Raw genomic sequence first — 16,164 nt, forward strand, 5'->3', positions numbered from 1 at the left:
GGTGTATCCGGGCTTTCGGAGAGGTGATTCCGATTTATTGGAAGGACGTTCGTTTTGGTATAATACTTATAACTTGACACTTATGGATTTTCGCTCTCGTATTTCTTTCTGTGTGGATAATCGGTCGGAAGTACGGGATTCTCGTGCGATAGAAAATACAAAGTGTCAGAATGACAAAACCGGATTTATCTTCTGTATGCATCAGCCTCAAAAATACTTTCCAATCTTTTTCTTGTTTTCATTCTTTATCGTTAAATTTGCCATCGAAGCAAGGAAGTGTCCTTAGCTTCAATGTTTTGTGAAATGATATTGTAAGAAGCGTTGTGCTTCATTCTTGTCTTTGAGAACCTAGGAAATTTTCAAGATACACAAGAATGGCACAGACGATTCCTACGCTGGTTTCGGCGTGGGTCTGCTGTCTGTTCATTGGTGTATCGGGTTTTCCTAGGACCTTCAAAGACGATGAATAGCACGCAGTTCCACGCTGTCTTTTTTTATATTCTCGGAGGAACGCGAGGACTAATATTATCTGGTTATGATTCTATTTAAAGTGAATTCTAAAAGTTCCATCTATGTGCGTTTGTTGTACTCAATGGCAGTCTTGTGCCTGTTGACCGCTTTGAGTAGTTGTTCGAATGATGATACTCCGGCAGAGATTATCCCTAATCCTGATAGTGAAATTTACTTTACCAAAAGCTTGAATTTCGCTTCGGATAGTGGCGAAGCGATTCTTTCTTTTACAACCAATAAAGATTGGTCGATAGATGTTTCACAGTCAGGCGGTAATGTCAGCTGGTGTACGGTGTTCCCCAATAAGGGAAAAGCCGGAGAAAATCAAGTCTTAGTTAAAGTAATAAGAAATGAAGGAGTCGATGACCGTAATGTGGTACTGAACCTGACAGCCGGTGATTTGACTAAGAGTATCGTAGTAACGCAGAAACAGAAAGATGCCATCACTCTGACTACTGCAAAGTTTGAAGTAGATAAGAATGGAGGAGAAATCCAGGTAGAGGTAAAAGCAAATGTTACTTATGAAGTTGTTATTCCAGAGCAATATCAAAGTTGGATTCATGAAAGTTCTGGTTCCGGGCAAATAATTATGGGCAACAAAGGATATAATCAAATGCTCGAATCTGCTACAAGAACCAACATGGATAGAACTGTGCGGAAGTTTTATATCAGCAAGAGCGAGGAATATGACAAGCGTGAAGGAGAAATCATCTTCCGAAGCGGTGAATTGGAGGAAGTTTTGAAGGTGTATCAGATAGGAGGCGGCATCGTATTGCTGAGTAAGAATGAATATATTGTTTCTGATAAAGGGGAACAAATTGCAGTAGAACTAAACAGTAATTTTGACTTTGATGTGAAAATGCCGCAGGTAGATTGGATTACCGCAACCGTAACGAGAAGTGTTTCCAGCCATACGCTTTATTATACTGTTACTCCTAATGAGACTTATGACAAGAGGGAGGCCGAAATTATCTATTATGATAGGAATGATAAATCTGTGGCAGATACGTTGAAGATTGTTCAGGTGCAGAAGGATGCGATATTGCTGTCGCAGAAAGAATATTCAGTAGGAATGGAAGGTGGTACTATTCGGATAGAAATAAAAGCCAATGTTGCCTATGAAACTTTTATTCCTGAACAATATCGGGGTTGGATTCATAAAGGAACTTCTACTCGTGGGCTTTCTACCTCTAATCTTTCGTTCATTATTGATAAAAATAACGAGTACAATAAACGTGAAGGAGAAATCATTTTTCAAAATGGTAAACAGAAAGAGGTTTTAAAAGTATGTCAAGCTGAAAGGGCTTTTTTGGATTTGATTAAAAATGAATATACAATATCTGATGAAGGCGGACGAATTGCAGTAGAGCTAAATAGTAACTTTGACTTTGATGTGAGAATGCCACAAGTGGATTGGATTACTGTAACCACAACAAGAAGCGTTTCCACCCATACACTTTATTATATGATTGCCCCAAATGAAGCTTATAATAAAAGAGAGGCTAAAATCATCTATTACAATAGAAATAATGAAGGTTTAGCGGATACATTGAATGTTGTCCAACAGGGAAAATCAGTTTTGGAATTGACATTAGAAACGGCTGGTTCCTTAAAAAGAAAAATGGAAATATTGAATATTGATTATTTAAAGGTTAAAAAAATTGTTCTTGAAGGTGATATTAACGGATCTGATATCAGGCTGATTAGGGAAATGGCTGGTGTGAATTATATAGAGAAGGAAACAAATGGTGTTCTTGAATATTTAGATCTCACTAATGTTAATATAGTGGAAGGAGGCGAAATATATTGCTATCCTGATTCTTATAAACCAGGGACTCTTGATAAATATGAGGATTGCTATACTAAAAATAATGTTATTGGGAATTGTATGTTTCGTAAATGTAAATCTCTTAAAAAAGTATTATTGCCTTATTCTTGTGTAAAGATAGAAAATGAATCTTTTGCTTATTGTAAAAATCTTATTGAGGTTAAACTATTTGACAATGTAGCGACTATTGGAGGATTTTGTTTTTATTCATGTTCTCTTCTACAGAAAATAAATTTACCGAATTCTATTAAGATGATTGGTGATTCTACATTTAGTAATGGTTCTACATTTAGTGGTTGTTCTTCTTTAGAATCTATTGATTTGCCGGATAAAATTACTTGCATACATGCAAATTCATTTAGCTATTGTTCTTCTTTGAAAGAAATAGTGATACCGAAATCAGTAACATATATTGAAGGATATGCTTTCGCATATTGTTCAAATTTAAAATCAATTATTGTTTCTGATAGTGTTACGGGATTTCCAGAAACTACATTTTATGATTGTACTTCCTTGGAAAAAATCATATTTGGTACTGGATTAAAAACGGGTGGGGTATTTTGGGACAGTAAATATATTAAGGAAATACATTGTAGGTCAACTATTCCTCCTTCAATAATCGGTTTTAATAATGAGGTTTATAATAATGCAACATTGTATGTCCCTAAGGGGTGCAATGAAGCATACCATACAGCAATAATGTGGAGAGAGTTCAAAACTATAGTTGAGGAATGAATTGATAATTTGTTGTACTATCAAAAGGCGTACTATATGGGAATAATATCTTTAATAATTTCGATTATCTCTATAAGCATATCGGCTATTGTCACCGGAATTCCATTTTATTGCAAATATATAGAAAAGAAAACAAAAATAGCATTGATTGCTTGTGATGGAATAATCAGGGATGATATGATACGTATTGTGGTTACCTATGTAAATAAGAACTGGCAAAATGCAGTAATAACCAATAGCCATATTGCCCTTTGCCATCCTAAGTTATTAAATGAGTTTACGAAATTGAATCATGCATATAGTTGTAAGCCATTTAATCCGGTTGCGATAACGGAGAAAATGCATGCCTCTATTGAACTTGAATATTCTTTATCAGAGTTGAAAGAAGTGGATTTGGAGAATGCAGATGTATATGTACATACTGAATATATAGATTCTCAAGGCCAGAGGCTGTTTGATAATCATAGGATAGGAAACCTGTGCATGAGTGGAATAAGTACTAAGATGGTCTTAATAGAGTCTACTATGTATGAGTTACAAGGAAGAAGCATTTTAATGTCTATGAAACTTTAGTTGTTGGCGTGAGCAGGAAGCATCACTTCCTGCTCACGCCCTTTCTCACATTTAGCAATACTCCCTTCTGAACCAAAGCTCGAATATAGGGTCGGAGAAAGCATACTTGTTTCCTTCTTTCTCAATGAAATCACGTTCTGTCAGCATACGCTTGTTGCGTGTGATGGTCTGTGCACTGCCCAATTCATATTTCCGCACTACGGGGATGGAGTTGAAGCGGTATTCACCATCGGCTACAGCACGAAGCATGGCAGTTTGGGCAGCAGTCAGGTTCTCGGTGTCGTTCATGAACATAGGCATGTTGGTGTCTATCAGTTGGCGGGTACGGATTTCGATAATCTCATCTGTCACTTTTTCAGACGTACCGCTCCAGATGAAATAGCACAACTGTTGCAAATACCACGAATGGCATTTCACGATGTCGCACAGTTGTTCTGCTTGCTGTTCGCTGATTTCTTTGTTCGTCCGGTGGAAGGCATTGACGATGAAGGGTACCCATTCCTCTTTCTTTATCTTTTGCAGGAACAGTACTTGTCCGAAGCGGTAGAAGGGGCTAGAAGAATTGTTGAAGATGTCCATCATCATATGCCGCTTGCTTCCGTAAAAGCAATAGGAAACTTGTTGCTGCTTCTGCCAGGCAGAGCGCATTTTTCCCTCCATACTTTTGTAGCCGGGTAGTAGTGCCAGTTGTTGGAACTCGTCGATGCAGACAATCAGGTGTATGCCTTTGGCAGCTGCTATCTTTTCGGGTAGTTCCAGTATCTCCATGACACTTTTTTCTTCCAGTTCCAATTTCAAGTCAAAGGAGAGGGTATCGGTTGGGTCGCTCTTCAATGTGATACTGGGAGAAACGGCTTTAAGAAACTGTTTCACATCTTCAAGCCTCTTTTCAAGGGTGGAGGCGGCGCAAGAAATGACTTCTCGCGCAAAGATGCGGTAGAATTCAGCTTCCGTCTTGATGCTGAATGCATCAATGAAGCAGACACGGATATGCTTGTCTTCTTGTGTCAGTTCGTCCATAGCTACTTTTACAAGCGACGATTTTCCCCATCGGCGCGGTGAAATAAGCATTACGTTGATGCCCGATTCAAGCAATTCTTTCAGTTGCTTTCGTTCTTCTACCCGATTGACGAAACTTTCTTTATCAACCAGTGTGCCGTATTGAAAAGGTGATTTCATAAGCTTTCTGTTCTTGATTTAATGACAAATATACAAATTATACATCAATGTATAATACATCTATGTATAATTTTGTTTGAGCACATGTGCAAAAACACCCACTTTTTGCACATGAAACGGAGAACGTGAGCAAAAAAGCCTTATTTTTGCTCACGTTATTGATTCCGAGTATAGTATTAAACACAAATATACTATGAAAAGTAAGACTCTTGCATTGATTCTATTATGCTGCGCCGCCTCGCTGGGCGCTAAAGTAAAACTGCCTGCACTGGTAGGCGACAACATGATACTCCAGCAGCAGACTGAAGTGAAACTGTGGGGAACGGCTGCACCGAAAGCCGAAGTACGCGTCACGCCTTCGTGGAACGGACAAACCTCCACTTGCCGTGCCGATAAAGACGGACGTTGGCTGCTTGCCGTGAAAACTCCGGCAGCAGGATACACGCCTTATGAGATAACCTTTGATGACGGAGAAAAAACTACGTTGAAGAATATCCTAATCGGTGAAGTATGGCTTGCTTCCGGCCAGAGCAATATGGAAATGCCCCTGAAAGGTTTTGCCGGCTGTTGCATCATGAACGGAGCGGATGACATCATAGCTTCTGCCGAGAACAAGGGGGTGCATATGTTCACCGTTCCCAAGCACCAGACTTATGAACCACAAACCGACTGCAAAGGTAGCTGGAACATATCTTCCATAGAAACCGCACCTGATTTCAGTGCGACGGCCTACTATTTTGCCACTTCGTTGAGCCGTGCTCTCCGGATTCCGGTCGGCATCATCTGTAGCGCTTACGGTGGAGCCACTGTAGAAGGTTGGATAAGCCGTGAACTGCTGGAAAACTATCCAGACATATCTCTCAACCCCGATTCCATCGAACGCCTGCATCCCATGCACCGCCCCATGCTGATGTACAATGCCATGCTGAAGCCGCTTCAGAACTATACCATCAAAGGGTTCATCTGGTATCAAGGCGAGTCTAACGTAGGCCGTCATGAAACATACGCCGAGCGTCTGGCCGATATGGTGCAGCTGTGGCGCAAAGAATGGGGACTGGGCGAATTGCCTTTCTACTTTGCCGAAATAGCGCCGTACGCCTATGGAGGTATCCAGCAAGAGAAAGCTGCTTACCTACGTGAAGCGCAATTCCGTGCCCAAAGCCTGATTCCGAACAGTGCCATGATTTCTACAAACGACCTTGTAGAGCCTTATGAGATATACAATATCCATCCCCGCAACAAGACGAAGGTGGGCCAACGTTTGAGTTATCTGGCATTGAACCTCACCTATGGATTGAAGCAGATACACTGTTTCGGCCCACAATATAAGTCATGGACCGCTAAAGGCAGTGAAGCATGGGTTTCCTTCGACCATTTGGAAATGGGTATCTGTCGCAACTATGACCTTCGCGGTTTCGAAGTGGCGGGTGAGGACCGTGTGTTCCATCCTGCCGACAAAGTATGGCTGCACTGGCAGACGAATGAGGTCGTGATTTCTTCGGAGAAGGTGTCCCGTCCTGTTGCCGTGCGCTATTGTTTCCATGATTTCCAGATTGGTACGATGATCGGTGGGAATGAATTGCCTACCATTCCGTTCCGTACGGATAATTGGTGAAAGAGTGAAAAGTATATAAACACTTTCATTATACTATAATATTGGGCGCGGGTTACGCGGAATCCACGGATGCAGTAAACTAAATCCGTGAAATCCGTGTAATCCGCGCCTAAAAGAAAATATCCAGAGGGTTTTGTTCCCCCTCTGTCTTTCTTATTGTTTCAGCAACTGTTCTGCTGCAAGTACCAGGAACATATAGTGGGACGAACCTCCTCCCAACACATACTCAGTTTGTTGCCAGAGGAACGGGAACGTGAGGAGTTCCGGGAAGTCGGGACGGATAAGCGCCGTACCGGAAATGACTCCACCGGGAATGTACGACCAGTCTGCGCGGTTCAGTCCGTAGCCTACAGTGGCTGATTGTGCGCCGACACCCGAGGCGAAGGAAGCCTGGTTGGAGCCCGGGTGGCATCCGAGAATGAAGTTGAGGGCATTGAATACCGGTGCTTTCGGGAATATTTCCGGATAGGCGGTTGTCAGGAAGTAGTGCTGGAAGCCGAAACGCTGTATATCCCAGCCTGCACCCCAGATGTTCGGACGGTAGGGAACGCCATAGGGAGTCTCCTGCACTTGCTTGTCCAGTTCTTGTTTGTATCCGGTCAGAGCTTTGCGGAAAGCGGTGGAGAAAGCTTTGGCTTTCTTGTTCTTCATCTGTGCGAACTGTTTTTCCACACGTGCCGTGTACCAGCCGATGCGGCCTATCTGCTTGGTGATGAGCTCCTGGTTGTCCAGGATGAAGTCCATATAGGGTTGTTCGCCCGTGGTGAGGTACAGTTCTACGGCTGCCTGCACTTTGGGGAACAAGGCTCTGTTGTTGCCGCTTCCGGTAGACGCATATACTTTGCGGGCAATGTCGAGGCAATGCACGCTCAATGTATCATTGAAGCCTTTCAATACACGTGATACGGCAGCAAGTTGGGCAGCTGTCGACAGTTCCCGTCCGGGGTTGTCCTCTGTAAATATCCAACGGTCGTCTTCATTACCGATTTTTCCGTCCGTCATGGCGGCGGCATCACCCAGAAGTACGTACTGGCGCAGGTCGTTGCAGATGATTCCCCGGTAGAGACGTCCCAGTGCCAGATAGCCGTTGACTACCGTAAGGGCGCCGTTCTCTACTTGTTGCAGCAAGTCATTCTTACCGTCGGGCTGGTGGATTTCCGTCACACGGTTTATTTGGTCGATGGAAGTCACGTCGAAATCCGGTCGGAAAGCTTCGTAGGCCAATGCCAGGATATAGGATTCTCCGGCTTGGGATTCGATGCGGAGGTCAAAGTCTCCGGCATCGTGCCAGCCGCCTATGTTCACTCCGGGAACCACTTCACCGGACTTGAACTTGGACAGGCCCTCTTTCTGGTCGTAGCCGTCGATATGGTTGTGTGCCGGTGCCATCCGGGCATCGTCCATGTGGCAGCAGTCGTGCCATACGCGGTACTTCTCGTTGACGCGCATATGGCACATCTGTACGGGAAGGAAATATTCCAGTACGGGTTGCCATACGCCGCGGGCATATACGTCATTGTCGATGCGGAAGATGGGGGACACGGAAGTATCATATTTGATCTTATAAAGTCCCGGTTCCTTCACATCCGTGAAGTCCACCTTCAGGTAGTTGTACCTCAGGAACTTTCCCCAGTTGGCAGGAGTGACGTTCTTGACAACCTTTTCGCCGTCGGCATCGATACGGATGATTTGTGCCGTTTCCTTTCTATTGTCACGTATATCCATTTCGATGACAGCTTCCTTGTCCTGGGCGGGATGATAACCTATCTGTGAAGTCTGGATAACCGGCTGATACATCCAGTCGGCCACTACGTTCGGAGTGATAATCCATTTGACGGCGCCTTTGGTGACATCCGGCTTTATGTTGCTGCGCAGTACGAACCAGCCGTTGTTGTGGTTCATCCGGCCGTCAAACAGTTGCAGATCACCGCCCAATGATTCGATGGTGACTTTGTTGTAGGGGTCATCCGGTCGGGAGGTGAACTTGGTTCCTTTGGCGTAAGGTTCGCTGATGATGTCGTCTGCCACAATCGGGCTGTAACCTTTTCCTATCAGTTTGTCCATGTCTGCCAGCGATTGCTTGCCGTCATGGTAGTTTCCTGTATGCAGATGGTTGGGTTGGGTTGTCATCAGGGGGGAGTTGGGCTGTTGCGGGAAGATTCCGCTCTGACCGTCCATAATCCAAGGCTTGCCGAAGAGGGAACCTGGGAAGAATTCGAGGTTGAAGCCCACTTTCCCGATGAATTCCTGGGGAATGGGGCGGTCCAGGTCTACGGTCACTTCGATGTGCTTACCTTTGCTTTCCACTTTTACCGTATATATAAGGTGGAGGTCCGGGTAAATCATCGGATTGAATCCGGTGAGGTGGCGTGAAGAGTCGGGATAGCACAGCGTGGCGGTGATGCTGTTGTCGCCGAGCTTCCGGTCGAGCTGTTTCGGTACGGGTTGCCATTGTCCGGGGGTGGCTTCCAGTCGGATGTCTCCATTCGTTGCCACGCGGTGTCCGTTCATGATGATACATACTCCTCCCTGGTGTCCTTCGGGATAGATGTCATCAAAAGCCATGACGTCGACTCCCTGGTTCTTGAAATAACCGGAGGATGTCAGCTTGAAGTCTTGCGCATGCAGCGTACTGCTGCCGCAAAGCAGTGCTAGGACTGATGCAAACAGGAAATGTTTCTTTCTCATAGTATCTATTTTTGAGTTATAGAATTTTCCACTAATATACGGACTAATTGGGAAACAGATGGTTTTTGTTTGTAGCCAATTACGTTATGGAATGTGTCTTTTGCCTATATTTCGAAGACAAATATTGTGTGGGGGGAACTGACAGATATTGGTCTTGATAAAGCAAGGGCCGGATGTCCAAAGGTAGTCTCTATTGGAATCAATTGTGCCCTTCTTGTCGGATGAATCTTATTACGGATGCGGAATGCTCTTATGTTTCCAATGAGATTGTTGTCAACCGGAGTGCTGCTTTAGTAGCGTTGGATGTATTGGGGCAAAATAACGTGACTATTCAGCCTGCTGCTTTATGAACTCGGACGGGCTGATGTGGAACTCATCTTTAAAATGCTTGGAGAATACTTTGGGAGAATTATAGCCTAGTGTGTAGGCAATCTCCGCGATTTGCATCTGGCTTTCTGTCAGGAGCTGCTGTGCCCGTTTCATGCGGATGGTTCTGATGAACTCGATGGGTTTCTTGCCCGTAATCTTAATCATTTTCTTGTAGAAATAGCTGCGTGATATATTCAGGCTGCTGGCCAGCTCCTCGACAGAGAACTCAGTTTCGCTGATGTTGTCCTCTACAATCCGGATGGCTTTTTCTACCAACTGCCGGTCAAGAGGGGTGATGGTGATACGGCTTGGTTCGATTTTAATGTCCTGATTGAATATTTTCTGCCGTTTTACGTTCATCTCGATAATCTTGTTGATGCGCAGCTTGAGGACTTCCATATTGAAAGGCTTGGTGATGTAGTCGTCCGCACCGACGCCAAGTCCCTCCAATTGATGCTCCTCGCTTGCTTTAGCTGTCAGCAGGATGATGGGGATATGTGAATAGCGTATATCGTTCTTGATGGTTGAGCATAGTTCCAGACCATCTATCTCGGGCATCATGATGTCACTGACCACTAAATCAATATCTTCCTTTTCCAGTACATTCAGTGCATGTTTTCCGTTTGTGGCTTTTAATACATGATACTGTCTGGCGAGACTTTCAGAGAGAAACTTCAAGAAGTCGTAGTTGTCATCTACGAGTAATATGGTGAATGGATGGGTTTCTTCCTTTATTTCCGGTTTTTCGATTGGTTCTCCATTTCTGCTTTCATTACTGTTCTGGTGCAGGGGGAGGGTAATCAGGAATACGGAACCGCAAGGCTGGTTATCCCTGACACAGACAGTACCCTGATGCATCTTTACGTATTCGGAAACAATGTGCAGTCCGATGCCGCTGCCTCCGTTGCTTGATTGGTTTTTCCCAGACTGATAGAATCTTTGGAATATTTTCTCCTTGGATTCATCTTCTATGCCGCAACCTGTGTCGGTAAAGGTCAGTTCCAGATTTGTGCCTCTTACGGCAATATCCAGTGAGATGCTTCCTTTATTGGGAGTGAACTTGAATGCATTTGACAGTATGTTCGTGCATATCTTGCGTATTTTGTCATAGTCGAAATCCATGAAGACAGAATGTTGTGGAGTGGTAAGGCTATAGCTGATGTTCCGCTTCTGTGCTATCGGATTGAAAGAGTGGAATATTTCACTCAGAATGATAAGGATGTTGTCATGTTTGCATTTCAGGGTTTCAGCCTTGGCATCCAGCTTTCTGAAATCCAGCAGTTGGTTAATCAGTTCCAGCAGATAGTCGGCATTTTGTTTGACCATATCCAGAATACCTTTACGATATTCGGGATGGTCTACGAAAAACTCTTCAAGCGGATTGATGATAAGTGACAAGGGAGTCCGCAGTTCGTGGCTTATGTTGGCAAAGAACTGTAGTTTCATATTGTTGATTTTCTGCTGCCTTTCATTTTCCACCTCGATGGCTTGCATGATTTGTTTCTGCTTTTGGCGTAAGCGCAGATTGCGGATAATGGACAGAAGGATACACAAAATGATACCGGTATATATGGTATAGACCCACCAGGTGCGCCACCAAGGAGGGAGTATCTTTATTTTCAGTTCCTTGATGTTGGGGCTCCATATGCCTTGTGAGTTGCATGCCTTGACGGATAAAGTATAGTTTCCGGCAGTCAGCATGGATAGGTTTACTTTGTTGTTTTCGGCATAAATCCAGTTGGAATGAATCTTATAGGCATATTTTATCTTATCCGTTTCCACCAGGTCGAGGGCAGAGAAGGACAGAGTGAATGAATTTTCCTTTTCAGTGAAGGAAAGGTGTTGTGCACATTCAAGTGAGCTGCCGTTCAGGATGTCCGGATGGGGCATTCCGGATTTGAGCTCAATACCGGTAAGGTAAATGTTGGCATCATAACTTGTGGTCAGGATGTCTTGTGGAATGATAGTCTGGTAACCTTTGGGGGTACCTATCAGTATATTGCCGTTCTGCAGTTTGAGGATGGCGTGGACATTGGTATCGTTGCATATCAGTCCGTCGCTTGCGGAGTAGTTCACGATGGCGTATGTATCGTTTGTTATTTTGATTCGTGAGATGCCGTTGCCGGTGCCAATCCACATTTGGTTGTTGTTGTCTTCTGTGATGGCTCTGACGAGATTGGCGGCAAGTCCGTTTTTCTGGTCAAGGAAGTAGATGGAGTCGTTCTTCTGGTTCCATATGCTCAGTCCGTGTGGATGTCCTATCCAAAGAAGGTTCCGGCTGTCCTTATAGACAGTGAGCATATTGTTCTCCTTGAAGCGGCCGGCTTCGGTGTAGATATTATAGGCTTGGGTTTCCGTATCGATAATAATGAGTCCTCCTCTGGTTGCTACGTAAAGGGTGCTGTCTTTGTCATAGTACATATCACGGACAAAGAATTCTCCCGGACGGTACAAGATGGTGTCAAACTGCCCGGTTTCCGGATTTAACCTCTGTATGTATCCCTTCATGGTGCCTATCCAGATGTATCCGTGTTTGTCCACCTCTACTGTATACACATTGTTCTCGAGAAGCTGGCTGTTATTTACTGTGTATTGTTTGATTTGCCCTTTCGAGTAGCATAGCAGTCCTTTCTGGAAGGTGCCTATCCATAAGCGGTTTTTGGAGTCGATGGATAAGTCAACTACAATATTGGCGGGAGTTGCAATTTTTTCGTATGAATCAGTCACCAGTGAGCGTCGGATTAGTCCCGTACCGTCTGTTCCGTAGTAAATGGATTCCTGGCTTGTGTCTTCGCAGAAGGTCAGGATGTCATCATATTCCAGGGATTTGTTGCATAGTATGATTTGGGACGTGGGGCTATAATAGGAAATACCGTGTTTGAAATTCCCTATGTATATGGTTCCGTCTTTGTCCCGGTAAATGGTATTCAGATTGTTGCTGGCAATGGTGTGCGGTTTCAATGGGTTGTGCACTAAGTTGGTAAGCGATTTGGCCAGGATGTTGTAAACGAACAGCCCCATATGGCTGGTAAGTATCCATACGTTGCCGTCTCCCAGGTCGAGGATGCGTTGCACGCGATTGTACTGTATGCGGGTATTATCGTTCAGGCTGATGTTCTCCCATTGCTGTGTAAAACTGTTCTTGTGCAAAAGCAGGCTGTTTTGGAAGGTGTATACCCATAGGCTTTCGTTTTGGTCTATGTAAATGTGTGGCTCATGATTCTCCAGCAAAGGTCTATAGATGGCGGGAATGGCTATTTCCTTGACTTCGGAAGTCTGCTTGCTGATACTGTATAGGGTACCGTTGGAGTACATTATATAAATGAACTGGACACCTATATAGAGGCTTGAAATCTTTTCAACTGCCAGTGGATAGGCTTTGATGGAGCTGTTGTCCATGCTTCGTATGTAAAATTTGGAATAGTCGTAGGCCCAAAATTCATTCTTGGAGGTTTTTCCCATCCTCAGAATGTTTTTACTGGGGATTTGCAGCCCATCGAGTATGGGTTTATAGTCATTGTCGAATTTACCGGTCTTATAATTATAGATACTGTAGCCGCTGGAAGTCCTTATCCATACATTGTCGTCCGGCCCTTCGAAGATTTCGCTGATGGCATCGTCCGGCAGGTCGGAGTTGTTTTGGTAATACTGCTGGAAGGAGTAGCCGTCGTATTTGTTGAGTCCTGATTCTGTCCCCACCCAGAGGAATCCCCTTTTGTCTCTGTAGATGCTTCGGATACTGTTGTTGGAGAGTCCTTCTGTTGTAGAGAGCTGCTTGAACATGACAGCCGGCGGGATTTCCGCTGAGTTACCTTGAGCAGTAAGGAGGAAGGCCAGGTTGCATATAAGGAATAGAAGCAGTTGTTTCATGTATTTTCTTTATTGGAAGGATTGACAATATTGTAACTGCAAACTTAGATATAATCCTCCGAACGAGCAAGGGAAGATTTGCGTATTCGCGTGGGATGATATCCTCCGTTTGGTGAAAAATAGTATGCATTTTGTTTCCAATGGCCCTGTATGGGTTCTATGAAACAAAACCGGATATTAAAATACATTTTTAAGGCATCTGTGTTTCCTTTAAGAAAAATACATTTGCAGGCAAGATTATTTAAATCCTAATAGTATGAAGAAAGAACTTTTAGCAGTGGCGATGCTGTTGTTTGCCGGCGGCAATCTGTTGGCACAGCCACATGTCAATGACGGTACCTCGTATCTGATGAACCAACCTCTGGACATGAGTGCCGATTTCCGTGACTTGAGTAATACCTTGTTTTTTGCAGACCACTTGGAGTCATTCGATGCCAAGTCGGGTGAAGGGCTGGTGAACTGGAAACGCGGGCATCTGATGCCCCGCCAAGCCTTCAATACCAACGGTGCACAGCCCCGTAAAATGAGAATGCTCGATTTCCCTTTCACTGCCTATGAAAATGACCCTGACCTCAAATTCAAGATTGACTTTGTAACTCCGCGTACAGTACGTATCCGTATGCTAACGACCCCGGTGGAACCTAAACCTGCCGCTTCCATCATGTTGGCAAAGGAACCGGGCAGGGATGGAAGCTGGAAAGTTACCGAGACGAATGACAAGATTGTCTATTCCAGCGACTATGGAACCATTCAGATTAACAAGAATCCCTGGAGAATTGTCTTGAAGGATAAAGCCGGACGTATCTTGAGTCAGACTGCCGCTTTGAGTGATGCGGACTCTACGCAGGTAAAATACACGCCGTTCTGTTTTGTGAAGCGGGGAAGCGACAATGCCCGCCGCATCAATCCGGTATTTACTTTAACTGCGGATGAGATGATTTTTGGCTGTGGCGAGTCTGCTACAGGGTTGAACAAAGTGGGGCAGAAAGTAAATCTGTTTGTTACAGATCCACAAGGACCTGAGACGGACCAGATGTACAAACCGATTCCTTTCTTTATGAGTAACCGGGGGTATGGTATGTTTATGCATACATCCGCTCCCGTGACTTGTGATTTTGGTGCTACTTATATTGGGCTGAACAAAATGTTTATGGGCGACGAAAACCTGGATTTGTTCGTCTTTTTTGGCGAGCCAAAAGATATTCTGGACGAGTACACCGATTTGGTAGGAAAGCCGGGTATGCCCCCCTTGTGGTCTTTCGGTACGTGGATGAGCCGTATTACCTATTTCAGTGAAAAGGAAGGTTATGATGTAGCGGCCAATATCCGTAAGAACAAGTATCCGTGCGATGTTATCCATTTCGATACCGGCTGGTTTGATGTGGACTGGCAGTGTGACTATGAATTCTCCGAGAACCGTTTCCAGAATCCACAGCAGATGTTGAAGGATTTGAGGTCACAAGGTTTCCATGTATGTTTGTGGCAGTTGCCTTATTTCACTCCTAAAAACCGTTATTTCTCTGAACTGATAGAGAAAGACATGTATGTGAAGAATGGAAATGGTGAACTTCCCTACGAAGATGTTGTGCTCGATTTTTCCAATCCGGAAACAGTAAAGTGGTATCAGGACAAACTGGCGGGATTGCTGAATATCGGTGTCGGTGCCATCAAGGTTGACTTTGGCGAGGCTGCTCCACTGAACGGTATTTATGCCTCTGGCAAGAGCGGATGGTATGAGCATAATCTCTACCCGGTGCGTTATGATATGGCAGTGTCCGAGATAACCAAGAAGTTGCACAACGAGAATATAATGTGGGCACGTGCCGCATGGGCCGGTTCCCAGCGCTATCCATTGCATTGGGGCGGTGATGCTGCAACTACGAACACGGGACTACTGGGTACGCTTCGTGCAGGCTTGTCCTTCGGCTTGTCCGGTTTCTCCTTCTGGAGCCATGATATGGGCGGTTTTGTAAAATCCACTCCGGAGGACTTGTATTGCCGCTGGATACCGTTCGGTTTCCTTACCTCCCATACCCGCGCACATGGGGCACCTCCGACAGAGCCGTGGTTGTACGACAGCAAGCGTGTGCAGGATGTCTTCCGCAAGAGTGCAGAGATGAAGTATCGTCTGATGCCTTATGTGTACGCTCAGGCTAAAGAATGTACAGAAAAGGGGTTGCCGATGCTAAGAGCCTTGTTTGTAGAATTCCCCGATGATCCGGGAGCATGGAAGGTGGACGATGAGTATCTCTTCGGTTCGCAGATTCTGGTTGCCCCTTTGCTCGAATCCGGTATGACTGGTCGCACTGTTTACCTTCCCGAAGGAAAGTGGATAGACTACCAGACAGAGAAAGTGTATGAAGGCGGATGGCATAAGATTGAAGCAGGCAGTCTGCCGATAATCATGCTGGTACGTGACGGTTCGGTACTTCCTCATCTGAAGTTGGTGCAGTCCACTGCTGAGATGGATTGGAGCAAAATGAATCTGAAGGTATACAGTGCTGACAAGAAGCAGGCGGAAGGATTGGTTTGTCTACCTGCCGACAACCGTATTCAGGTTGTGAAAGTGGATTGCGGAAAGGCCAAACCGCAATTGTTGAACAAGGTTGAAGGAACTTCCCTGAGTTTCTGAACTTAATCTTTGGAAATCTATATTGAATTCGCCCCAGCCGGTATGGAAGAGAACGGGATATAGTTACCGAAATCTGTGCCACTATGGTGGCACAGATGTGCCTTCCCAATGGCACGGCAGTGCCTCTAAGGTGGCACAAAATTGTGTCGCACAGCTTTTGTACTT

Annotated in this window: 7 protein-coding genes; 4 read left to right on the forward strand and 3 right to left on the reverse strand. The window is 44.8% G+C overall.

Translation table 11 applies throughout. The features are described from left to right. Positions 1-535 precede the first annotated feature (535 nt). A complete protein-coding gene (locus tag E5355_RS03285; RefSeq protein ID WP_136009163.1) occupies positions 536-3,073 on the forward strand; it encodes a leucine-rich repeat protein in 2,538 nt (845 codons plus the stop codon). A gap of 36 nt (positions 3,074-3,109) precedes the next feature. After that, the gene (locus tag E5355_RS03290; RefSeq protein WP_136009164.1) at positions 3,110-3,646 is read left to right on the forward strand and encodes a hypothetical protein; all 537 of its coding nucleotides are present in this window, start codon (positions 3,110-3,112) and stop codon (positions 3,644-3,646) included. A 51-nt stretch (positions 3,647-3,697) separates the two neighbouring features. On the opposite strand, the gene E5355_RS03295 is transcribed toward E5355_RS03290, so the two are convergent. Then, a complete protein-coding gene (locus E5355_RS03295; RefSeq protein WP_136009165.1) occupies positions 3,698-4,825 on the reverse strand; it encodes an AAA family ATPase in 1,128 nt (375 codons plus the stop codon). 193 nt (positions 4,826-5,018) lie between these two features. Between E5355_RS03295 and E5355_RS03300 the strand changes: the two genes are divergently transcribed. Further along, positions 5,019-6,440: a sialate O-acetylesterase gene (locus tag E5355_RS03300; RefSeq protein ID WP_136009166.1), complete on the forward strand. Its 1,422-nt coding sequence runs from the start codon at positions 5,019-5,021 to the stop codon at positions 6,438-6,440. A 153-nt stretch (positions 6,441-6,593) separates the two neighbouring features. On the opposite strand, the gene E5355_RS03305 is transcribed toward E5355_RS03300, so the two are convergent. Both E5355_RS03305 and E5355_RS03310 read right to left on the reverse strand, forming a co-directional pair. Further along, the gene (locus E5355_RS03305) at positions 6,594-9,128 is read right to left on the reverse strand and encodes a glycoside hydrolase family 9 protein (RefSeq protein ID WP_136009167.1); all 2,535 of its coding nucleotides are present in this window, start codon (positions 9,126-9,128) and stop codon (positions 6,594-6,596) included. 327 nt (positions 9,129-9,455) lie between these two features. Then, the gene (locus tag E5355_RS03310; protein WP_136009168.1) at positions 9,456-13,367 is read right to left on the reverse strand and encodes a hybrid sensor histidine kinase/response regulator transcription factor; all 3,912 of its coding nucleotides are present in this window, start codon (positions 13,365-13,367) and stop codon (positions 9,456-9,458) included. Between the two features lie 256 nt (positions 13,368-13,623). Here E5355_RS03310 and E5355_RS03315 point away from each other — a divergent pair, with 256 nt between their 5' ends. Further along, positions 13,624-15,999: a TIM-barrel domain-containing protein gene (locus tag E5355_RS03315; RefSeq protein ID WP_136009169.1), complete on the forward strand. Its 2,376-nt coding sequence runs from the start codon at positions 13,624-13,626 to the stop codon at positions 15,997-15,999. Positions 16,000-16,164 lie beyond the last annotated feature (165 nt).

The organism is Bacteroides muris (ex Afrizal et al. 2022), assembly GCF_004793475.1.
GTDB lineage: Bacteria > Bacteroidota > Bacteroidia > Bacteroidales > Bacteroidaceae > Bacteroides > Bacteroides muris.